At 71.8% G+C, this 21,336-nt stretch carries 20 protein-coding genes; 8 read left to right on the forward strand and 12 right to left on the reverse strand.

Annotated elements, in window-relative coordinates; all coding sequences use genetic code 11:
- The first annotated feature begins 101 nt into the window (after positions 1–101).
- On the forward strand, positions 102–707 hold the full coding sequence (locus ACIQVL_RS28020; protein WP_403443032.1) for a TetR/AcrR family transcriptional regulator: 606 nt from the start codon (positions 102–104) through the stop codon (positions 705–707).
- Positions 708–819: 112 nt separating this feature from the next.
- Complete coding sequence (locus tag ACIQVL_RS28025) at positions 820–1,551, forward strand: DUF2470 domain-containing protein (protein WP_403443030.1); 732 nt, start codon at positions 820–822, stop codon at positions 1,549–1,551.
- Here the strand turns inward: ACIQVL_RS28025 and ACIQVL_RS28030 are convergent.
- From ACIQVL_RS28030 to ACIQVL_RS28040, 3 genes are all read right to left on the reverse strand, one after another.
- A complete protein-coding gene (locus tag ACIQVL_RS28030; RefSeq protein WP_403476683.1) occupies positions 1,519–2,721 on the reverse strand; it encodes a lactonase family protein in 1,203 nt (400 codons plus the stop codon). The genes ACIQVL_RS28025 and ACIQVL_RS28030 overlap by 33 nt on opposite strands.
- A 105-nt stretch (positions 2,722–2,826) precedes the next feature.
- Complete coding sequence (locus ACIQVL_RS28035) at positions 2,827–3,879, reverse strand: hypothetical protein (protein ID WP_403476684.1); 1,053 nt, start codon at positions 3,877–3,879, stop codon at positions 2,827–2,829.
- Entirely contained in the window at positions 3,876–5,156 is a 1,281-nt protein-coding gene (locus ACIQVL_RS28040; protein WP_403443022.1) for an aromatic acid exporter family protein, read from the reverse strand. Before ACIQVL_RS28040 ends, ACIQVL_RS28035 begins: the two co-directional genes overlap by 4 nt.
- Before the next feature lie 196 nt (positions 5,157–5,352).
- On the opposite strand from ACIQVL_RS28040, the gene ACIQVL_RS28045 reads away from it, so the two are divergent.
- Together ACIQVL_RS28045 and ACIQVL_RS28050 are read left to right on the forward strand one after the other, a co-directional pair.
- Positions 5,353–5,751 carry a DUF3592 domain-containing protein gene (locus ACIQVL_RS28045; RefSeq protein ID WP_403476685.1) on the forward strand — a complete coding sequence of 133 codons (399 nt, stop codon included), beginning with the start codon at positions 5,353–5,355 and terminating at the stop codon, positions 5,749–5,751.
- Positions 5,752–5,863: 112 nt separating this feature from the next.
- The gene (locus ACIQVL_RS28050; protein WP_403443016.1) at positions 5,864–6,820 is read left to right on the forward strand and encodes a DUF3626 domain-containing protein; all 957 of its coding nucleotides are present in this window, start codon (positions 5,864–5,866) and stop codon (positions 6,818–6,820) included.
- Positions 6,821–7,483: 663 nt separating this feature from the next.
- Here the strand turns inward: ACIQVL_RS28050 and ACIQVL_RS28055 are convergent.
- The 6 genes from ACIQVL_RS28055 to ACIQVL_RS28080 all read right to left on the reverse strand — a co-directional run bounded on the left by ACIQVL_RS28055 (position 7,484) and on the right by ACIQVL_RS28080 (position 13,624).
- The gene (locus ACIQVL_RS28055; protein ID WP_403443014.1) at positions 7,484–9,031 is read right to left on the reverse strand and encodes an MFS transporter; all 1,548 of its coding nucleotides are present in this window, start codon (positions 9,029–9,031) and stop codon (positions 7,484–7,486) included.
- A gap of 167 nt (positions 9,032–9,198) precedes the next feature.
- Positions 9,199–9,630 carry a heme-binding protein gene (locus ACIQVL_RS28060; RefSeq protein ID WP_403443011.1) on the reverse strand — a complete coding sequence of 144 codons (432 nt, stop codon included), beginning with the start codon at positions 9,628–9,630 and terminating at the stop codon, positions 9,199–9,201.
- Complete coding sequence (locus ACIQVL_RS28065; RefSeq protein ID WP_403443008.1) at positions 9,627–11,153, reverse strand: DHA2 family efflux MFS transporter permease subunit; 1,527 nt, start codon at positions 11,151–11,153, stop codon at positions 9,627–9,629. Before ACIQVL_RS28065 ends, ACIQVL_RS28060 begins: the two co-directional genes overlap by 4 nt.
- On the reverse strand, positions 11,150–11,746 hold the full coding sequence (locus ACIQVL_RS28070) for an NADPH-dependent FMN reductase (protein WP_403443006.1): 597 nt from the start codon (positions 11,744–11,746) through the stop codon (positions 11,150–11,152). The genes ACIQVL_RS28065 and ACIQVL_RS28070 overlap by 4 nt, the downstream gene beginning before the upstream one ends.
- A gap of 17 nt (positions 11,747–11,763) precedes the next feature.
- The gene (locus tag ACIQVL_RS28075; RefSeq protein WP_403476686.1) at positions 11,764–12,702 is read right to left on the reverse strand and encodes a fumarylacetoacetate hydrolase family protein; all 939 of its coding nucleotides are present in this window, start codon (positions 12,700–12,702) and stop codon (positions 11,764–11,766) included.
- Positions 12,703–12,772: 70 nt separating this feature from the next.
- Positions 12,773–13,624 carry a hypothetical protein gene (locus ACIQVL_RS28080; RefSeq protein ID WP_403476687.1) on the reverse strand — a complete coding sequence of 284 codons (852 nt, stop codon included), beginning with the start codon at positions 13,622–13,624 and terminating at the stop codon, positions 12,773–12,775.
- 266 nt (positions 13,625–13,890) lie between these two features.
- Between ACIQVL_RS28080 and ACIQVL_RS28085 the strand changes: the two genes are divergently transcribed.
- The 4 genes from ACIQVL_RS28085 to ACIQVL_RS28100 all read left to right on the forward strand — a co-directional run bounded on the left by ACIQVL_RS28085 (position 13,891) and on the right by ACIQVL_RS28100 (position 18,758).
- Positions 13,891–14,721, forward strand: a complete 831-nt coding sequence (locus tag ACIQVL_RS28085) for a FadR/GntR family transcriptional regulator (RefSeq protein ID WP_403442998.1) — start codon at positions 13,891–13,893, stop codon at positions 14,719–14,721.
- On the forward strand, positions 14,718–16,367 hold the full coding sequence (locus ACIQVL_RS28090; protein ID WP_403476688.1) for a thiamine pyrophosphate-dependent enzyme: 1,650 nt from the start codon (positions 14,718–14,720) through the stop codon (positions 16,365–16,367). Before ACIQVL_RS28085 ends, ACIQVL_RS28090 begins: the two co-directional genes overlap by 4 nt.
- 43 nt (positions 16,368–16,410) lie before the next feature.
- Positions 16,411–17,868: a benzaldehyde dehydrogenase gene (locus ACIQVL_RS28095; protein WP_403442992.1), complete on the forward strand. Its 1,458-nt coding sequence runs from the start codon at positions 16,411–16,413 to the stop codon at positions 17,866–17,868.
- Positions 17,869–17,972: 104 nt separating this feature from the next.
- On the forward strand, positions 17,973–18,758 hold the full coding sequence (locus tag ACIQVL_RS28100; protein WP_403476689.1) for a dienelactone hydrolase family protein: 786 nt from the start codon (positions 17,973–17,975) through the stop codon (positions 18,756–18,758).
- A gap of 121 nt (positions 18,759–18,879) precedes the next feature.
- Here the strand turns inward: ACIQVL_RS28100 and ACIQVL_RS28105 are convergent, their stop codons facing one another.
- The 3 genes from ACIQVL_RS28105 to ACIQVL_RS28115 all read right to left on the reverse strand — a co-directional run bounded on the left by ACIQVL_RS28105 (position 18,880) and on the right by ACIQVL_RS28115 (position 21,250).
- The gene (locus tag ACIQVL_RS28105; RefSeq protein ID WP_403442987.1) at positions 18,880–19,398 is read right to left on the reverse strand and encodes an SRPBCC domain-containing protein; all 519 of its coding nucleotides are present in this window, start codon (positions 19,396–19,398) and stop codon (positions 18,880–18,882) included.
- Between the two features lie 64 nt (positions 19,399–19,462).
- Positions 19,463–20,344: a bile acid:sodium symporter family protein gene (locus tag ACIQVL_RS28110; protein WP_403476690.1), complete on the reverse strand. Its 882-nt coding sequence runs from the start codon at positions 20,342–20,344 to the stop codon at positions 19,463–19,465.
- 111 nt (positions 20,345–20,455) lie between these two features.
- On the reverse strand, positions 20,456–21,250 hold the full coding sequence (locus ACIQVL_RS28115) for an alpha/beta fold hydrolase (RefSeq protein ID WP_403476691.1): 795 nt from the start codon (positions 21,248–21,250) through the stop codon (positions 20,456–20,458).
- Positions 21,251–21,336: the final 86 nt, after the last annotated feature.

Below are 21,336 nucleotides of genomic sequence, written 5' to 3' on the forward strand. Positions count from 1 at the left end.
TCTCCCTCGATGCTGCGGCAGGTTGAGCTAGTTGTACGTGGGTTCAATAAGCGGTCTAAGTCTCGTCCCGTTGTTGAACCCACGTCAAGTAAAGTGCGGGCATGGTCCCGAACCAGGGCGAGCGCAGCCGCCGCAGACTCAGCACCGCGGCCCGTCGTGAGCAGCTCCTCTCGGTCGGGGCCAGGCTCTTCTCGGAGAGCCCGTACGACGACGTCTGGATCGAGCAGGTCGCCGAGATCGCGGGCGTCTCCCGGGGGCTGCTGTACCACTATTTTCCGACGAAACGTGATTTCTTCGCGGCGGTCGTGGAGCGGGAGAGCGAGCGGATGCTGCGGATGACGGCCGCCGAACCCGGCGTGCCCGCCCGTGAGCAGCTCACCGCGGCCCTCGACATCTATCTCGACTACGTCCACACCCACGCGCACGGCTTCCGTGCCTTCCATCGCGCGGAGGCGTCCGGCGACCAGGCCGTGCGCCGCGTCTACCGGCAGGCCCAGGCCGCCCAGGAGCGCCAGATCCTTGCCGCCCTCGCCGCCGACCCCGAGTTCGGCCCCGCCCTGGAGCAGCGCCCCGACACCCGCCTGGCGGTACGCGGCTGGCTCGCCTTCACCACGCACGTCTGCCTGGAGTGGCTGCGCACGGAGGAGCTGACGCGGGAACAGGTACGGGATCTGTGTGCGCGGGCCCTGCTGGGCGTCATCTCCTGACCGTCCCGGTTCCTTTCCTCGCCCGGTTCTTCACGTGCGTTTCGCGGTCCGTGCTTGGCGTACTCCCCGATCTTCGATAAGTTAGGTGAGGCTTACCTAAGGAGGTTTCGGGATGGGTGACGAACAGGCAGCCTGGGCGGCCGGACCCGGTGCGGCGGAGCAGGCCCGGTCCCTGCTGGCCGTCGCGTGGTCGTGCATGGTGACCGCGGACGGCGGCCGCGAGGAGTACGTCGGCGCGCACGCCGTCGCCGACGACGGCCGGGTGCTGCTGCACGTGCCCGAGGACAGCGCCCTGCTCACAGCCGCGATCTGCGCCCCGCGCGGCGAGCCGTCCGCGGTGCTGGAGTTCGCCGACGTCGCGCCCGTCCCGGTGCGCAGCCGCATCCGGGCCCGGCTCTGGATGGCCGGCTGGTTCACCCCCAGCGACGAGCACCTCGTCTTCCAGCCCACCCGCGTGGTGCTGCGCAGGCCCTCCGGCGCGGTGGTCGTCGACCTCGGCGAGTTCGCCGCCGCCCGGCCGGACCCGCTGGCCGGCGCCGAGGCCGGACTGCTCACCCATCTCGCCGACTCCCACCCGGACGCCGTCGAACGGCTCACCCGGCTGGTCGAGTCCGAGAGCCTGCACGCCGCGACCCGCGTCCAGCCCCTCGCCGTGGACCGGCACGGACTGACCCTGCGCATCGAACGCACCCGGGCCCACGGCGACGTGCGGCTCGCCTTCCACGCGCCCGCCGACGACGTCTCCCAGCTCACCGAGCGCATGCACGCCCTGCTGGCGCAGGCGAGCGCGGCCGCCTCCTGCCCGCGGACGCTACAGCGGCAGCGCACAGACGGCGACCGGTGACGCGAACGGCTCGCCCGCGAGCCGGAGTTCACCGCTGTCCTGGCCGACGGTGAAGACGCTCACGGTGCCGGACCGCTGGTTGGCGGCGAACAGCAGCCTGCCGTCGGGGGAGAAGGCGATCTGGCGCGGGAAGTCGCCGTGCACCGGCACCGTGTCCAGCAGCCGCAGCCGGGCTCCGGCGGCCTCGACCGCGTACCTCGCGAGCGTGTTGTCGCCCCGGTTGGCCAGATAGGCGTAGGCGCCGTCCGCGGTGACCAGGAACTCGGCCGGGTAGTTGGTGGTGCCGGCGGCGCTGCCGGTGGACTGCGGCTCGCCGACCGTCACCCGGCCGGTGGCCGGGTCGTAACCGCAGACCGAGACCGTGTTGCCCACCTCGTCGGCCAGGTACGCGTACCGCCCGCCCGGATGGAAGGTCAGATGGCGCGGGCCCGCCCCCGGCTTCGTGTGCGCCTGGGCGACCTCGGTGAGCGTGCCCCGCGCGGGGTCGAGGCGGTAGCTGTAGACCGTGTCGGTGCCGAGGTCCACGGCGAGCACATGGCCGCCGTCGGGACTGGTGATGAACTGGTGGGCGTGCGGCCCCTGCTGTCCGGGCCCGGGCGCCGGACTGGAGTGCGTGACCAGGGCGGTGCGCTCACCGAGGGCGCCCGTGGCGTCGACCGGGTGCACGGCCACGCTGCCCGAGGCGTAGTTGGCGCTCAGCAGCCAGCGGCCGGACGGATGGACCGAGACGTGGCACGGGCCGGCCCCGCCCGTGCTCCGGCTGCCCAGGATCCTCCGGTCCGCAAGGCGTACGGCGGTCACGCTCCCGTCCGTGCGCTCGTTCACCACGTAGAGCGTCCGGCCGTCCGGGTGGACGGCCAGGTACGACGGGTCGGCGACCCCCGTGAGCGTGCCCGTGCCGGTGATCGCGCCGGTCGCCGGGTCGTAGGTGGCGAGGCCGATGCCGGTGCCGCCGCCGTCCACGGAGGTGTAGGTGCCGAGGTAGAGGGGACGGGGCGCCGAGGGTGTCCGTGTCGGGGCGGCGGCCGCCGGGCGCGCCGCCCGGCGTGGCCGCTGTGCGGGCGGTGCCGCCGGCGCCGGGACCGCGACCACCGCGGCCGCGCCCGTCAGCGCGCCGACGAACCGGCGCCTGCTCCAGCCGCCGCGCGTCCCTGCCGTACCACTGCCCATGCCACGCACCTCAGGTCGTGAGTCACCCAGGACCTGACACACCTTGGCGTGGACCACGGGGGCTGCGCAAGAAAAGCAACGCCCGTTGCATCCAGCGCAACGGTGTCACCAGTCGCCGTCCTCCACCGGCTTGCCCTGTGCGTCCTTCAGCGGGACCACCTGCCCCGGGGCGGGCTGCTGCCAGGGCTCCAGGTCGTCGCCGAGCCAGTCGCCCACCGGCTTGACCGCCTCCAGCGCGTCCGGAGCGGTGAGATCCCGGGCGTCCTGGTCGTAGTAGTCGTACCAGGGCAGCCCGGCGCGGGTGTACGCCGCCCGGTCCACCGGCGACGGCGGGGGAGCCTCGCCCGTGATGCGGTGCCACTGCGGGGGCGTGACCAGGTGCACGAAGACGCGTCCGGCCGGGGCCTCGGCCCAGTCGCCCGGCGGCCGGTCGTCCTCGTACACCTCCTGGCGCATCGAGCCGCCGACGCCGAGGCCCATCCCGGCCGACCCGGCGGCCGGGGCCGCGCCGGGGGCCGGGGCGGGCAGGGCGGACATCATCGGCAGGCCTGCCCCGTAGCCGCCGGCCGCGCCGGGCCCGCGCATGCGCTCCCGCCGCAGCCGCTCCTGGCGCAGCCGTTCCTGGCGCCGCCACTCGGCGAGCGGGCCGTCCCGGAGCGTGAAGGACTGCAGCTGCACCCCGCCCCACACCTCCTCACCGGTGACCTGGCCCTCCACCGTGGCGCCCAGCCCGAGCGGCACCGCCACGAACTGGCGAACCGTGCCCTTGCCGGAGTTGATGCCGTCCAGCCACGGCTGGCGCGGCAGCACCAGGTAGTTCTGCGGACTCCGGGCCAGCCGGTCGCGCCACGGTTCGCCGGACACCGCGCACACCTTGCCGACGCCGACCTGGAGCGCGGCCGGTTCCGTGGTCCCCGCGAAGCTCAGCCACATCGCCTCGCGCAGGTACACCGGCAGCATCACCCCGCCCCGCGCCCGCCACTCGTCCGGAACCGTGTCCGGGTAGTCGCTCACCCGCCGCACGGGGAACTCGCCGAGCCCCGGCGGCAGCGGATGCGTGCCCGTCTCCGGCAGCCGCAGCGTGCGCACGAACCGCACCGCCACCCCGCCCGGCAACCGCAGCGTGTCCCTGTCGATCCGTACCGCCGTGTCCGTCATCGGCGTGCCCCCTTCCCCTCCACTGACCGAGAACGTCCCGGACCACCGCCCCGGTTCCGCCGCAGCCGCTCCGGTACGCCCGCCCGCTCCCGCAGCCAGGTCAGCCACGGCCGCTTGGCGCGCTGCTCCCCGGAGACCCGGTCCAGCTCCTCGAGCAGGCGGCGGGTGCGGTGCTCGGTGTCCAGCTCGTCGAGGAGCCGGTTGACCTCGGTCAGCACGGCGCCCAGCAGCTGCCAGTTCCGCTCGTCGTGGCGGACCTCGTCCCGGAGCAGGTCGGCGAGCTTGTCACGGGTGCCGGCCGCGGCGTGCAGTTCGGCGGCGAGCCGGGCCTCGGCCGACTCGGCGCTCTCGCTGATGCTGGTGGTCACCAGGACCGCGAAGCTGACCACCGCGTCGGCGATCTGGGACAGCAGCTGTTCCACGGCCGCACCCGCGTCCGACGCGAACAGTGGTTCGGGCTCGCGGGCCTTGGCCAGGTCGGTGAAGGTGCGGGCCAGCACCCGCAGCACGACCGTGCAGATCTCCAGGGTGTCCAGGCCGGTGCGCAGCACCACCCGGTGCAGCAGGCCCTCCCGGACCCGAGGGTTGAGCCGCAGGCTGTCCTCCGCCTGCCGCAGCGCCGCGTCCACCTCGACGATGGCGTGGTCCAGCCGGCGGGCCTCGTGCAGCCGCGCGGCGGCCTGCTGCCAGGGCATGATCTCGGCCGCCTCCTCGCCCATCCGCAGCATCAGCTGCCGCAGCCGGCGGGCCAGGCCCTCGATCGACTCCCCGGCCTCGTCCACCCACACCGGCGGCGGGAGCAGGAGGTTGCAGCCCATGCCGACGACCGCGCCGATCAGGGTCTCCACGATCCGCGCCCACGCGGTGCTGCTGATGGTGGTGACCCCCAGCACCAGCATGGCGCTGATCGCCACCTCCGGGATGTACTCGTCGACGCGCACCAGGTGCCCCACCGCGAGCGAGGCCACGATCAGCAGGGCCAGGCTCCACCAGGTCAGCCCCACCAGCTGGCTGAAGGCGATGGCGACCAGCACCCCCGCCACCACCGCGTTGACCCGGCGGAAGCCGTTGGTCAGGGTGGCGTACAGGGTCACCTGCACGACCAGCAGCGCGGTCAGCGGGGCGGTGAGCGGAGCCGGCTCCGGGCTCAGGTGGAGCGCGACGACGTAGGCGATCGTGGCCGCTGCGGCCGACCGCAGCGTCTGGACGACCACCGGGTCCCGGTGCCGCCTCAGCAGTCGCGACAGCCCCTCGGCCCACTTCGGTACGTTGTGCATCCCTTGGCCTGTTCCCACTCGCGTGTCACGGCGAACGTATTCTCGACAGATCACTCGGGTGCTGGTGGTCGGTTGACCAGAGCCGATTACGGAGGGTTTCCGGCGCGGCACCCCGCCTCGGAAACCGGACGCCAGGCGGACGCGTCTTCTTCACCCGAGGTGCTGAACGGTCGGGTGGGGCGGAAGGGTTGGGACATTGAACTTCGGCGCGGTGCTGTGCACGGTGGCCGGCCTCGGGTTGCTCGTGGCCGCGGTGCGCGAGGGCACGGTGGTGCACCGGCTGCGGCGACACGGGGTGCACACCTGGGGACTCGTCGTGGACAACGTGCGCACCACGGACCGGGACGGGCCGAAGTGGGTCCCGGTCATCGCCTTCACGGACCGCCTCGGCTACCGGGTGGAGTTCTCACCACGGGCCCGGGGAACCGGCATGGGACTGGCGACGGGCCGGCAGGTGGAGGTCGTCTACCTGGCCCAGAACCCGCAGATCGCCCGGGTGCGCATGTGGCGGCACGTCGTGGGCCCTGTGGTGTTCCTGACCTTCGGCGCGCTGGTCTTCCTGGGGTTCGGGGTACTCATCGCCGTGACGAGCTGACGCGTACGGCGAAACGGCCGCGACCCGGCCTGGCGTGATCGGTTAGGGTCGGGCCGTCACCGGACCGGGCACAGGCCGCGGCCGGCACCGGACCGGCCGCAGGGGGAGCCCGATGGAAGTCACGGACGTCGGGACGGCACGGGGCAGGGCGGCGCTGCGCCACGTGGCCGCGCTCGCCTCGGGACCGCCCCTCGACCCCGGCCTGCGCATCACCCTGAACTTCCACCCGGACCGGCTCTCGTCCGGCCTGCCGATCCTGGAGGCGCTCGCCCGGGACGGCGCCTACCACTCCCAGTTCGTCACCGGCACCAGCAACGGCGGGCTCACTGCGCACCCCGGGGGCGACCGGTGGCGCTGGGAGAGCCGGATCTTCGGCGGGGCCTACGATCACGCCCACCCGGCCGAACGGCCGGTGTACGGCGCGCTGGACTTTCGCCGCCAAGCCGTCGGCGCGGCACCCCGGTTCGGCTCCTCACACCTCCGCCTGACCGGACCCGCACTCCACCGAGCCACCTTCTGCTACCCGGACAGCGCGGCCGAGCCGACCGACTTCGGCGTGGCCGCCGGCACTCACCTGCTCGCCCTGGCCGCGGACGACGAACGGGACGCCCTCGACGACTACATCGAGGCACAGGTGCACGGCGGGCTACGGCTCGGCCGGGACGTCGAAGCCCTGGTGCTGGACGCCTGCTACCGGAACACGCCCGTCGCGGAGGCCGCCCGTCGACTGCCGTTCCCGGTCGAATGGCACCCCGGCTACCGGCTCACCGTGCCCGACCTGCGCCGGCACGCCGGCTACCGGGGCCCGGAGTACGCCGGACTCGGCGCCGCGATCGCCGAGAAAGGCGTGGTCGACCCCCGGATCATCGGCGCCGCGGCCCGCACCGGCCGGTACCCGCTCCAGGACCTCAAGATGGTCTGGCACACCCTCGCCCGCTTCGGCGCCCCCGCGGGCGCGGGCACCGCCTGCCCGGCAGCGGCGGGCGGCCAGTCGCGGACAGCAGGGAACGGATGGCGAGCATCCGCACGGTCGGCGGATTGCGCAGGACGTGCACCTCGTCACAGATGACCAGTCTGTGTCTCGGCCAGGCATGTCCGTGTGCCGTGACGTCCGCGCAGTGCGGGGACAGACGCTCGTGACTGATGATGTCGGGGATCAGGGACGCGAGACAGACGACCAGGACGGGCCCGTCACCGCGCTCCAGGAAGATGCGGGCGATCTCTCCACCCGCCAGCGTCTTGCCGAGACCGACGGAATCCGCGTCCAGCACCCCGCCGAACTGGTCGATCCTGGCGAGGGTGTGCGCGACACCGTCGCGGTGGACGTCGACCGGGCCGATCAGGGACGCGGGCGTCGACCTCGTGTCCGTAGGCCTCGTACAGCATGCGCAGCAGCACCAGCTCCGCGGGATGCCGGGCGCCGTGGCAATCGAAGAGCGTCTCCACCCTGCGCTCGACCACGTGCTGCCGACGGAGTACGAGGAAGCCTTCTGGCGGAGCCAGGAGTAAACCCCGCAGTCCGCCTGAACCCATCAGGACCGGACTCTGCGAACTCGGGGCAGGTCACCGGGTTTCGACGGCGGCGCCGAGGGCGGCCGGCTCACATTCCTGAGAAGGAGGGGGCCGGTCAAGGCGCCCTCTTGACCGGCCCCTCCGTCAGGAACGGACACACCCTGTTCCTGCGCGGGACACCATCGAGCTTGGGTGGGTGCTCACCCGCACACCGGGTACCTCACCTCACCGGCTCCACCTCTTCCGCGATCCCGATGGCTTCCTGAGACCCGTGCCGCCCCGGCAGTGTCAGACCGGGGAGTGCGATGAGGAAGGCGATGGCCGCGAGGGCTGCCGCCCCCAGGAGTCCGGCGCGTGCTGCGGAAGAAAAATCGTTGTGTGCGGCGATGAGTTGGCTGAAGTAGAGGGAGCCGGCCAGGGCCGTGCCCAGTGAGGTGCCGATCTTCATGCCGGTCTGGTAGACGCCCGCGGCGGTGCTGCCTTCGCGGCGGGGCACGAGTTGCAGGGCGAGCGTCTGATTGGCCGCGATGACGAACCCGGCACCGCAGCCCGCCACCAGGAGCGGCAGGGCGGTGCGCAGGAACATCACGTCGCCCGACCCGGACCGGCCCACCACGAACGCGGTGGCTGCAAGACCCGCGGCGGTGAGAGCCGTGCCGACCACGACCAGCCGGCGGCCGGCGCGGTGCACGAGCCGGCCGCTGATGACGCCGCAGACAGCGGATCCGACGGTGAACAGCACCGTGCACAAGGAAGCGGCGAACGGCGAGTAGTGCAGACCGCGTTGGAGGAACTGCGACAGGACGATGAAGATACCGGTGAAGCCGCCGTAGAGGGCGGCCGCCACGAGCGTGCCGACCCAGTAGACCCGCTCGCGGAACAGGTTGAGGTCGACCAGGGGCTGCCGTGCTCGGCGGTCGACGGAGCGTTCCCACCGTATGAAGACGAGGAGGAGGGCGAGGCCGACCGCCGCGAGCCACCAACGACGGTTCGCCCACGTTCCGCTCTGCAACAGGGGCAGCATGACGGCGGTGACGGCGAGGCCGAGCACCGCGGTGCCGACGAAGTCGAGGCCGCCGCGCCGGGTGCCGCGCCGGCTCTCGGGCAGGATACGCGCGGCGAGCACGAGAGCGATCAGGTCCAGTGGGATGAACAGGTAGAAGATCCAGCGCCAGCCGTCGGCCTCGCCGAAGCCCTGGAGGACGGCGCCGCCCAGGACGGGACCGATGGCGGTGGAGAGACTGACGGTCGCACCGTAATAGCCGAAGGCGCGGCCGCGTTGGCGCGGCGGGTACATCTGGTGCAGCAGGCCGACCACTTGGGGCGCGATGAGCCCGGCGGCGATGCCACGGGCCAGTCGTGACGCGACGAGCCACGTCGCGTCGGGCGACACCGCGCACAGCACACCGGTGAGGGTGAAGAGCACCGTGCCGATCAGGAAGATCTTGCGGCGCCCGTACTCGTCGCCGAGCCGCCCGCTGGGGATGAGGGCGAGTCCGAAGGTCAGTGTGTAGCCGGCGATCGACCAGGTGGCCTGGGCGGACGACAGGTGGAGTTGATGCTCCATCGACGGCAGCGCCACCGTCACGATGCTCACGTCGAGGAGGGTGAGGAAGGCGGTGGCGATGCAGACGACGAGGGCCAGGGTGCGCCGCCGGTCGGTGAGATGGCCGGGTTCCTTGGTGTCGGGATGTTCGGTGATTCCGGGTGTGCCCGGTGTCTCGGGTATGTCGGGTGTGGCGTTGAGGTCTTCCGGCGTCCTTGCCATGACGTACCTCTGTTTCCCATCGGCGATCTGTACGGGCTGTGCGATGCCGTGGGGGCGCGGAAGCGGCCCCCGGGAATGCGGCTCGGGCTGGTGGAGCTACATCCGTTTCCGATACGGGCCGGGACCGGGTCGACCCCCGGTCCCGGTGACTCCGCAGGGGGCCGCGGTCAGCCGATGTCGGCGACCAGGCCCGCCTTGCTCACGCCGAAGACCGCGACGGCCTCGTCGTTGTCGGGGCGCTCGCCGCTCACGCCGACCGCGCCGAGCAGCGTGCCGTCCTCGTTCCGGATCAGCACACCGCCCTTCGAGGAGGCGATCCGGCCTTCGGAGATGGTGGCCAGCGCGGCGAAGAACGCGGGGTCACGGGTGGCGTGCCGGGCGCCGGCGGCGCCGCCCTGGCCGGTGCCGAGGCAGCCCCAGGCCTTGGCGTGGGCGATCTGCGGGCGCAGGATGCCGGCGGTCTCCTCCCGCTTGACGACCAGCGGGTGACCGCCGGGGTCGAGCACGGTGACGGTGAGAGGGCGCAGGCCCAGTTCACGGGCATGGCCCAGGGCCGCGTCCACGATCTCGGACGCCTGGGCGAGTGTCAGAACGGTCATGGTGCGTCGTCTGCCTTCTGTGGGGTGGGCGGGTGGTCGGGTTGGGGATCGGGGAGGGGCGCAAGGGTGCTCGCCGCCGCTGCGTCGCTGATGCGGCAGGCCGCGTACAGGCCGAGCACGTTGATGGCGGCGAGAGTGAGGAAGGCGGCGCGATAGCCGGACAGAGCAGGGGAGCCGGCGCCGGTGGTCGTGTCCGCCGCCGCGACCAGGACAGTGGTGGCCACCGCCACCCCGGCGGCGCCGCCCAGCCTGCGTCCTACGTTGAACAGGGTCGACGCGCGGCCCGACGAGGCCTCGGACACGGTCGCGAACGACGCCGACTGGGTACCGACGAAGACCTGCCCGACGGCGAGCCCCATGCAGAACAGCAGCGGCACGAGCAGCCGTACAGGAGTGCCGGCCCGCAGCACCAGACCCAGCACGGCGATGGCCGCGCTCGTGCCGCCCGCGCCGAGCATGAGGTGTCGCCGTGGGCGCAGCCGCCGGTACAGCACCCGGCTGGCGAGTTGCGAACCAGTCACCACACCGAGCGCCTCGGGGAAGGTGCACAGCCCCGCCGCCATCGGCGACATGCCGCGCGCGTCCTGGAGGTACAGCGTGAGGGTGAACAGTGCGCCGAGGAAGGTCACCGACTCGACGGTCATCACGGTGGTGCCGGATGCGAACAGCCGGTCCCTCAGCAGCCGTACGTCGATCATCGGGGAACGGGCGCGCAGTTCGACGACGGCCATCGCGATCGCCAGCACGACACCGCAGGCCAGGGCGGCGACCACCGGAGCGGTGTCCCAGCCGCGTACGGGCCCTTCCGAGACGCCGTACATCAGCAGCCCGAAGCCGGACGCCGCGAGCAGGAATCCTCTCGCGTCGAACCGCTCGGCGGGCCGGGCAGGCTGATTGCGCAGGAACACCGCGCCGAAGCCGACGGCCAGGACACCGACCGGCACATTGACGTAGAAGACGGCCCGCCAGGACACCTGGGTGACCAGGATGCCGCCGAGCACCGGGCCCATGGTGGGCGCGAGACCGTTGGCGATGCTGAGGACCGCCGAGGCCCGCACCCGTTCGTGCGGGGCGAAGGCGCGCAGCAGCATCGCCATGCCGACGGAGGCGAGCATCCCGCCGCCCGCGCCCTGGAGCACCCGGAACGCGACCAGCCGGCCGAGGCTCGTCGCGGTCCCGCACAGCGCGGAACCGGCTGTGAAGACGGCCACCGCCGTGAGCAGGGTGCGCTTGCCGCCGAACCGGTCCCCCAGCCAGCCGGAGGCGGGCACGGACACGGCGAGGCTCACCAGGTACGCGATGGAGACCAGGTCGAGTGCCGTGGACGGGACGTCGAAGGTACGGCCGATCGTGGGCAGGGCGACGTTGACGATCGTCATGTCGAGCGTGCTCAGGAACAGTCCCGCGACGTAGACGACGCACACCGCCACCTTCTGGCTCACGGCGGTCCGGGCCGTGAGGCGTCCCCGCCGCGTGCCCGAGCCCTCGCCGGCCGGTTCCGCGGCGGCCGTCTTCGAACTCATCCGACCGGGCTGACCGGGGTGGCGGTCTGCCGGGCCCTGGGGTGTGCGCCGGTGATCCGCAGCAGCTCGTCGAGGACGCCGACGGCACTCTCGTCGAGGCCGGGGGAGGAAGTGAACGTCCCCTCCGGTGTGCACAGCTGGCGGATGCCGGGGATGTGCACCGCTCCCGGGAGAGGGAGCATGCCGAGCGCGGTCACGACCGGGATGAGCGCCTGGACGGCACGGGTGCCTCCGGAGACCCCGCCGTACGAGACGAACGCGACCGGCTTGTCGCGCCACTCGCGGGCGAGGTAGTCGAGGGCGTTCTTGGTGGCGGCGTTGTAACTGTGGTTGTACTCGGGTACCACGAACGCGTACGCGTCGGCGGCGTCGGCGATCGCACTCCAACGTCGGGTGTGCTCGTGCTGGTAGCGGCCGCGTTGTGGCGGGTGCGGTTCGTCCAGGAGCGGCAGGCGGAGGTCGGCGAGGTCGACGAGATGGGGGTCGAACCCGCTGTGCCGGGTGGCCAGTCGGTGGAACCAGGAAGCGATGGCCGGACCTCGTCGGCCGGGGCGGGTGCTGCCGATGACGACTTTCAGACAGGGGCGGGGCATGGGTGACCTTTCGTTGCTCAGCCGTCGACGGCGACCTTGTTCTCGATGACTCCGAGGCCTTCGACCTCGCCGCGGACGACGTCGCCGGGCCGTACGGCGCCGTGACCGGGCGGCGTTCCGGTGGACAGCACGTCGCCGGGAGCGAGTGTCAACGCGGCGCTCAGCCAGGCGAGTTGCTCGGAAATGGAATGAAGCATCTCGGCGGTGGAGCCGTCCTGGCGGACCTCGCCGTTCACCCACTGGCGGATGCGCAGCGCGTGGGGGTCGTCGATCTCGTCGGCGGTGACGAACCACGGTCCGCAACTGCCGTACGTGTCAAAGCCCTTGGCGCGGTCCATCCGGTTGTTGTCGCGCTCCGAGACGTCCCGGGAGCCGACGTCGCTGAACGCGACGTAACCGGCCACCGCCGCGAGGGCGTCGTCTTCGGTGAGGTGCCGCGAGCGGGATCCGATGACGACGGCCAGTTCCATCTCCGGATCGACCTGTTCGGTGATGGCCGGATGCAGTAGATCGTCGTACGGGCCGGTCAGGGAGCCCGGTGCCTTGAGGCAGCCCTGCAGGCCGCGTGGCGCCGCGGGCCGTTCGCCGGGAGCCGGCCGCCGGCGCGGGTAGTTGGCGAGCATGCACCACACGGTGCGTGGGCTACCGACGGGTGGCCCCAGCAGTGCCGGGTCGTCGGACCACAGGCAGTCCGCGTCCAGCACGCCGGAGTCCCGCTGCGCGACCGCCCAGTCGAACAGCCGCCGCACGTCGGAGAGGTGGGGGTCGTCCCGGAGCAGCGCGGGCAGGTCACCGGCGACGGCGCGCCGGGAGCGGGTCAGGGCATCGTCCCGATGGGCGCCGTCCCGCTCCAGGCGGCGTACGAACGCGGCCTGGATGTCGATGAGTTGATGCGGGACCACGTCGGCGAAACACAGCCGGTCGCCGAAAGGGGTCCGCCGTGAGGCGATTTTCACGGATGCCGATACTTTCCTCGCGTGATGTCCACCGGTCGGACGGAACAGGTCGGTGACGGTCGGTGACGGGTCAGTCCTTGCCGTGGTCGGAAGGGTTCTCGAACCGGATCCCGCCGTCGGTGACGACGGTGACGAACTTGTCGTCGTCCGGCTCTACCGGCAGCTGGATCGGCGGCAGGCCGACGGTGAACAGCACGAGCTCGTCGGTGGCGGTGTAGCGCGCCTTCTCCCCGGGGTCGGCCTCGACCGAGCCCAGCCTGCTGATCTCGGTTCCCTCGACGGTGCCCTCGCCGGACAGCACCACGGTGAGCCGCTTGGCGTCCACGCTCTGTGAGACCCATTCGGCCCCGGCCTCGATCTTGACGAACTCGATCCAGAACTGCCGCTCGGTGTACGTCCCGATGTGCCGGCGCTTCACGCCCGGCCAGCCGGTCACGGGCAACCAGTTGAAGTGGTCGGGATTGCTGATGACCACCCCGTTGTAACGCGGCTTCGGGAACTTCTGCTCGCGCCGCGGACGGCGCTCGGCCTGCGCCTCCTTGTTGGCCGGACCGCGCCCGCGCCCCGCCTGCATCCCGAGCGCGGAGGCCCCGCCGAACTGCAGCACCAGCTGCAGCTGGTGCGGGTCGGTGAGCTTGTCGTCCTGCGGGCCGTAGGTCTGGCCCTCCGGGAAGTATCCGACCTCGCCCTCGCGCAGGATGCCCTGCTCGCCGAGGTTCATGTCGCCCACCAGGGGCAGCCGGATCTGCTCGAAGGTGTGGCAGTGCCGCGGCATCAGGAAGTCGGCTTCCTGGCGGCCGAGGATGTAGCGGTAGTTCTCCATGGGCTTCTCCCGGTCGCCCATGAGCAGGTAGTTGAACGAGACCGTCCCCTTGGGGTGGTCCATCTTGAACGCGTTCTCGTCGTAAGGCGCGATCTTCATCGCCGGTCCTCCGTGGTCGGGTGGCGCCCCGCGGCATGCGGCGAGGCGGGCGGCTCGAGCACCGCCGTAACCAAAAAACCTTCTTAGTAGGTTTACGTCAAGACAGAATGTGCGCTCTCATGGAAATTGAAGAAAAGGGCTGGGAGGGGCAGACCCTGCGGCCACTGAGGCGGTGGCGCTTGATCCGACCTACTTGGTAGGTTACTTTCGGGGGTAGGTAATCGGATCCCAGGGACCAGTCGGCCCGGGACACCTTTGGGAGCGACATGTCCGCACCTCAGACCCCTCCGAAGATCTACCGCGGCCGCGTGGCCGACCAGATCGTCGAGGATCTGCGCGCACAGATCCTCAGTGGCGCCCTGCCGGACGGCTCGCGCCTGCCGGCCGAACGCGAGCTGGCCGCGTACTACGACGTCAGCCCGCCCACCGCCCGTGAGGCGGTCCGGGTGCTGACCGCGATGGGCTTGGTCAACACCCGCAATGGCAGCCGCGCCACCGTCACAGCGCAGGGCGACACCCTCCTCGCGGTGTCCATCGCCTCCGTCGTCCAGGTGGAGAAGGTCGGCGCCCGCGAGGTGCTCGGCCTGCTCGGGTCACTCAACGCCTACGCCGCCGAACTCGCCGCCGAGCACGCCACGGACAAGGAGATCGACCGGCTGCGCGAAGCGGCCCGGGCGGTACCCGCCGCTGAAGGGGTGGAAGGTTCCGCCGACGCGCTGCGCGCGTTCTTCGCCACACTCTCCGGGATCTCGCACAATCCACTGCTCGCCGCGCTCTGCCGGTTCCTCACCGACATGCAACTCGGGCTCGCCGTGCAGCGGTCCGGCGGTGAAGGCGGCACCTTCGGCCAGGTCATCGGCCCCCTCCATGCCGAGCGAATGCGGATCGTCGCTGCGATCGCCGCCCATGACCCCAAGCGCGCGGCTTCGACGGTGCGCGCCTACCACGTGGAGGTCCTGGACCGGATCGCCGCCGTACGGGCGGGCGAGGAGGAGGGAGGCGCGGACTCCGGTCTCACCGACGCGCTCACCACCTGGCTGCGGACGAACGTGACCCTGGGCGGCCAGGTGGCGAACCCCCGGAGCACCCTCTCGTGACCGGCCCGACCACGAGCGCCGAGACCGCAGCCCCGCGCACCGTGCGCGATGCCGCCTTCGACGTCCTGCGTCACCAGGGACTCACCACGATCTTCGCCAACCCGGGCTCCACCGAGGTCTCACTCCTCGCCGACCTGCCCGAGGACCTGGAGTTCGTCCTCGCCCTGCACGAAGGGTCGGTGGTCGGTGCGGCCACCGGCTGGGCCATCGCCCGGGAGGAGCCCGCGCTCGTCCTGCTGCACACCACCGCGGGCCTCGGCAACGCGGTCGGCGCCCTGGCCACCGCCCGCGTCAACCGCGCCCCACTCGTCGTCCTCGTAGGTCAGCAGGACCGCCGTCACCTGGCCCAACAGCCCTTCCTGGCCGGACGGCTGGAGGGCCTGGCCGGGGACTACCCGGTCCGGGTCGAGTCGCCCGTGCGCGCGCAGGACGTGCCCGGTGCGATAGCCCGCGCCGCACACGCCGCGCGCCACGACCGGGGGCCTGCGCTGGTCCTGGTCCCGATGGACGACTGGGCCGAGCCGGCTGAGGGGCTGCCGGTGCCCGCGCCCGTCGCCGTGCGGCGGGCGTCGGTTGCTGACCCGGCCGATGTTGCCGCGGTTGCCGGGCTCCTCGCCGATGCCGTGTCGCCGGTGCTCGTCGTCGGCGCGGCCGCCGACTCCGCACCCGCCTGGGCCGCCCTCGCCACCCTGGCCGAGCGGCTCAACTGCCCTGTGTGGCAGGAGCCGTTCGGTGCGCGGGCCGGATTCCCGCAGGACCACCGGCTGTTCGCCGGGCATCTGCCCGCGGACCGGCCACGGGTACGGTCCGCCCTGGCCGGGCACGACCTGGTGCTGTGCGTGGGGGCGCCGTTCTTGCGTCAATACCCGTACACGCAAGGCGAATTGACGGACGCCGCAACGGTGATCGTCGTCACGGACAACCCCGCCGAGGCGCACCACTCACCCGTCGAACTCGCAGTCGTCACCCCGCTGCCCGACTTCTGTGAACGCCTCGCCCGTCGCACCCCGCCAACGGCGGGAAGGAAGGGTTCCGAGACCACTCCTGTCGACTCGATCCGCACGCTGCCGCCTCAACCTCCGTCCCCTGGTGAGCCGTTGACGCCGGCCCATGTGATGGCAGCGCTGGCACACCGGCTGCCCGCCGATGCTGTCGTGGTGGAGGAGACCCCGTCGTCACGCCCCGACCTGCACGCCCTGCTCCCGGCCCGCGCGCCGCTCGGCTTCCTCAGCGCCGCCATGGGCGGCCTCGGTTTCGCACTGCCCGCCGCGATCGGCGTCCGCATGGCACAACCCGGCCGCCCGGTGGTCGCCGTCGTCGGCGACGGCTCCTCGCTCTACCAGATCCAAGCACTGTGGACCGCCGCCCACTACGGCGTCGGCGCCGTCTTCGTCGTCCTCGCCAACGGCCGCTACGCCGTCATGGACAAACTCGCCGAACAGCACAACGGCAAGCCGCCCTGGCCCCCCTTCGAGGAGATCAGCGTGGCCGGTCTGGCCGATTCGCTCGGCTGCCCCACTCACCGCGTCACCTCGTACGCCGATCTGTGCACGACGCTCGACGCCGTCTGTGCGGACCTGTCCGACCGCTCCGCGCCGTTGCTGCTCGAAGTCCCCGTCATGGCCGGCGGGACATTCCAGCCGTAGCACCCGCCGCTCCCGCACACCGTCGCACCCTGGAGGCCGCACCATGTCCCTGCTCGACTCCGCGCTGTGGACCGGCAAAACCCATATAGGCGGCTGGACCACGCCCACCGGCGGATCCGCGCCCGTGGTCGAACCGGCCACCGGTGAAGTCCTCGACATGATCGGCGTCGCCACCGCCGAGGACGTCGCCGTGGCGGCCGAGCGCGCCGCCCGCGCCCAGAACGCATGGGCCCGCACGCCCTACCCTGAGCGCGCCGCCGTCCTGCGCCGCGCCGGAGACCTGTTCACGCAGTACGCGGACGAGATACAGGAGTGGATCGTCCGCGAGGCCGGCAGCATCCCCGGCAAGGCGGCGTTCGAGACCGGTACCGCCGCCCAGGAGTGCTACGAGGCCGCCGCCCTCGCCTCCCGTCCGCTCGGCGAGGTTCTGCCCTCCGCCGAGCCGCGCCTGAGCCTCGCGCGACGCGTGCCGGCCGGAGTCGTCGGCGTGATCGCCCCGTTCAATGTGCCGCTGGTCCTCGGTATACGGTCCGTCGCACCCGCCCTCGCGCTGGGCAACTCCGTACTGCTCAAGCCCGACCTGCGCACCGCGGTGTCCGGCGGCGTCGCGATCATGCGGGTCTTCGAGGAGGCGGGCCTGCCGGCCGACGTCCTGCATCTGCTGCCCGGCGGCGCCGACACGGGTGCGGCCCTCGTCACCGCCCCGCAGGTGCGGGTGATCTCCTTCACCGGGTCCACCGCCGCGGGCCGCAAGGTCGGTGCGGCCGCGGCCGAACACCTCAAGCGCGCCCACCTCGAACTCGGCGGCAACTCCGCCCTGATCGTACTGCCGGACGCCGATCTCGAACGCGCCGCGTCCACCGCCGCCTGGGGCTCCTTCTTCCACCAGGGCCAGGTGTGCATGACGACCGGACGCCACCTCGTGCACCGCTCCGTCGCCGACGAGTACATCGAACGCCTCGCCGACAAGGCCGACCACCTCCCCGTCGGCAACCCCGCGAAGGACCAGGTGGCCCTCGGCCCGATCATCGACGCGGGCCAGCGCGACAAGATCCACGACCTGGTGAACGCCAGCGTCACCGGCGGCGCCCGGCTCGTCGCCGGCGGCACCTACGAGGACCTCTTCTACCGCCCGACCGTCCTCGCCGACGTCACCGACGCCACCCCCGCCTACGCGGAGGAGGTCTTCGGGCCGGTCGCGCCCGTCCGCGTCTTCGACGACCTCGACCACGCCGTCGCGCTCGCCACCGCCACCCCGTACGGCCTCTCGCTCGGCATCCTCACCGGCGACGCCCTGCGCGGTCTGGAATTGGCCGAACGCATCCCGACCGGCCTCGTCCACATCAACGACCAGACGGTCAACGACGAGGCGGTGGCCCCCTTCGGCGGCGTCGCCGCATCCGGAACCGGGGCCCGCTTCGGCGGCGCCGGCAACGTGGAGGCCTTCACCGAGACCCGCTGGATCACGGCGCGCTCCCTCCAGGCCGACTACCCGTTCTGAACCCGGAGCGAGACAACGCGCGGAGCCTGACGGCGTTCTCGGCACGAGGAGGGACGTGGCGAGGGCGCGCAGCGGACGCCACCCCGCCACAGAAAGGCAGCCCGATGAGCGACATCCACGCGGCAGCCGTCTCGGTCCCCACCGAGGACGGCACCGCCGACGCCTACCTCGCACATCCCGCGGACGGACTGCCCCGTCCCGCCGTACTCCTGTACACGGACGCCTTCGGCCTGCGACCGCACACGCGGTCGATGGCGGACCGGCTCGCCGCGGCCGGGTACACGGTGCTCGTCCCCAACGTCTTCTACCGGCAGGGCCGTGCACCGCTGGCGGAGTTGCCCGCGGTCATCGACTCCGCGGCGCGCGCGGACCTGTGGAAGCGGATCCGGCCCGCGATCAGTGCCCTGAGACCCGAGCCGGCGATGCGCGACGCACGCGCCTACCTGGGGTGGCTCGCCGACTGCCCGCAGGCGGCCCACGGCCCGGCGGCGCTGACCGGCTACTGCCTGGGGGCCCGCCTGGCGCTGCTCACCGCCGGCTCGTATCCCACTGCGGTCGCGGCTGCGGCCGGATTCCACGGCGGCAGGCTGGCGACCGAGGACGCGGACAGCCCGCACCTGGTGGCCGACCGCGTCACCGCGGAACTGTACTTCGGCCACGCCGACGAGGACCCCTCCCTGCCGCCGGAACAGATCGAACGTCTGGAGCAGGCGCTGACAGCAGCGGGCGTACGGCATCGGTGCGAGGTCTATCAGCGCGCACACCACGGCTTCACCCAGGCCGACACCAGCGTCTACGACAAAGCCGCCGACGAACGGCACTGGGACGCCCTGCTGGAACTGCTTGCGCGCACCTTCCAGGGCCCGGGAGGCGCCGAGGTCTGCCCGTGATCCGCGGGCACGGGGAAACCTCGACTGTGAGGTGACCGCGGTGCCGCGGTGGCGTCGGAGATGTCCCACGTGGCTGTACGTGGCTGCGTTCCAGCCCCTTCCGGACGCGCCCGGAGGGGGCTCACCCGGAGGCGGCTGAGACGAGGCAGTCGAGCCAGTTCTGGTGAGCGTTGAGCATGGGATTCGGGCGCTCGGCGGCCAGCGCGGCGGCCGGCTGACCGATCTGGGTCTCCTGGGTGAGGATGCGGACCCGGCCGCCGGGCAGGTCCTCCACCAGCCAGGCGTGCATCACGTCGATCCGCTCCTCGGGCGGGCCGTCCTGCTTGGCGCCGGTCCAGGACAGCCGGCCCGGCCTGCCCTCGGCCGGTGCCTGGAACTCTGTGACCTGGGCGTCCCGGGGCGGAAGGCCGAAGATACCGAAGCGGAAGACGATGTCGCCCTTCAGCTCGGGGCCACCGCCGTTGGGGAAGGAGATGCCGGCGACCTCGTCGAAGTACGACTCCCAGGTGGAGGTGTCGGTCAGGTGGTGCCAGACCTGGGCGGCAGTGATGCCCTCCACAATTACCTCGTTGGAGACAAAGTTGTCGCCGGTGCCGGGCAGGTACCTCTGGGGCCAGTTGATCGCGTTCTGCGTGGTCATGCCGGTGTCCTTACGATGAAGACGAAGATGTGGAGAACGAAGACGATGAGGGACTGGTCACCGGTCAGTCGGGCACACCCTGCAGTTGGGTGCTCTCGGCCGTGCGGGTGAACAGGTACGCGACCAGCGCGACGGGGATGTACATCAGGATGCCGTACACGGCGCCGGGCAGAGCGATGGCCGGGTTGCGGAGCACGGTGATCGCCACCGTGATGGCGAGTACCGCGTTGTGTATTCCGATCTCCATGGCCGAGGCGATGGCCTGCGCGCGGCTCACCCGGAGCAGACGCGGCGCGAAGTAGCCAACAGTGATGCTGCACAGACAGAACAGCAGCGTGATGACGGTGAGCCGACCGGCATAGTCCACCAGGACCTGGTACTGCTGCCACACCGCGCCGCCGATCACCACCGCCAGTACCACCACCGACCCGGCCTTGACCGGACCGCGCATGCGGTCGGCCCACGCGGCGGCCCGGCGGCGCACCCACATGCCGAGCAGTACCGGGACCACGACCGTCCCCATGACCTGGACCAGCTTCTCCGTCGGCAGGCCGATCGTCTGGCCGCCGCCCAGGAAGCGGTTCATCGACAGCTCGGTGATGATCGGGAAGGTCGCCATCGCGACGAGCGAGTTGATGGCGGTCACGGCGACGTTGAGTGCCACGTCACCGCCGGCCAGGTGACTGAACAGGCTGGCCGAGGGGCCGCCCGGCGAGGCGGCCAGCAGCATCATGCCGACGGCCAGTACGGGTGCGAGCCCGAACGCGATCACGAGCGCGTAGGCGACGGCAGGCAGCACCAGCAGCTGGCACAGCAATGCGACGAGGGCCGCCTTGGGCGCTCGGACCACGCGCACCAGGTCCGCAACGGTCAGCGTCAGTCCGAGGCCGAACATGATGACGACGAGTGCAGTGGGGAGAAGGGCGTTTGTGTAGGCGTCAGACACCAGCGTCTCCTGAGCTAGTCGAAGCTGTGGAGTTCGGCCTCCGCAGCGGTTCAAGGCAGGCCGTGGCCCCGGGGCTGCGGCGCAGATGAGGGCGGGGCCGCCCAGGTGATCTCAACCGGCCAGGTGATCGGGCGGATCGGTGGTGCTGCTGTGCCCGGCGGCCAGGGCCAGCTGCCGCACGCGGGTGACGAAGCGCTCCGGCTGCACCAGGTGCGGGTAATGGCCGCAGCCGGGCCAGACCTCCAGGGCGGCCGACGGCCCCGCAGCGGTGATCCAGGCCCGGTATCGCGGGCCTGGATCGGAGCCGTGCAGCGCGAGGTAGGGCGCGCGGATTCCGCCGAGCAGCCCGGCCGTCATGTCGTTGAGTTCGTCGGCGCCGGCCTGAAGTTGATCCACACCCCAGATGCCGAGGACGACGTCGCGGTCGTAGTGGCGCAGACGCCTCAGGCGTGCCGACTCGGTGGTAGTGAGTGCGCCCCCTTCCAACTGCGTGAACAGGGTGTCCAACGCGCCGGTGTACTCGCCGGTTCGCAGTCTCGGCAGCATGTCCTGCACCGTCTGGAGCATGGAGGCGAAGTCGAGTGACTGCTCGACGTTCAGCACGGCGCGCACCGGATGCATGGCCGCGTACACGGTGGCGACCATCCCCCCGAGGGAGTGCCCCACCAGCAGCGGCGGTTCCTCGGGGGCCACGACGTCCAAGGTGGCGTGCACGTCCTCGGCGAGACTGACCATGTCGTACGGCGGCTGCACGAGCGACCGCCCGTGACCGCGCAGGTCGAGGGCGAGGACGCGATGGGCGGTGGCGAGCGGGCCGACGAGGGGATCCCAGGCGGTGCTGTTCTCCGTAAGACCGTGCAGCAACACGATCAGCGGGCCTTGGCCGGTGTCCTGGTAGTGGAGCACGTGCGGTCCTTCCTGGGCGGGACGCCCCAACGGACCGACGGCCACGGTGCGCAGGTGCCACCGCGGATCGGTGCCGTTCGTCAAGG

This window comes from Streptomyces sp. NPDC090499 (genome assembly GCF_044769305.1).
Taxonomy (GTDB): Bacteria; Actinomycetota; Actinomycetes; order Streptomycetales; family Streptomycetaceae; genus Streptomyces.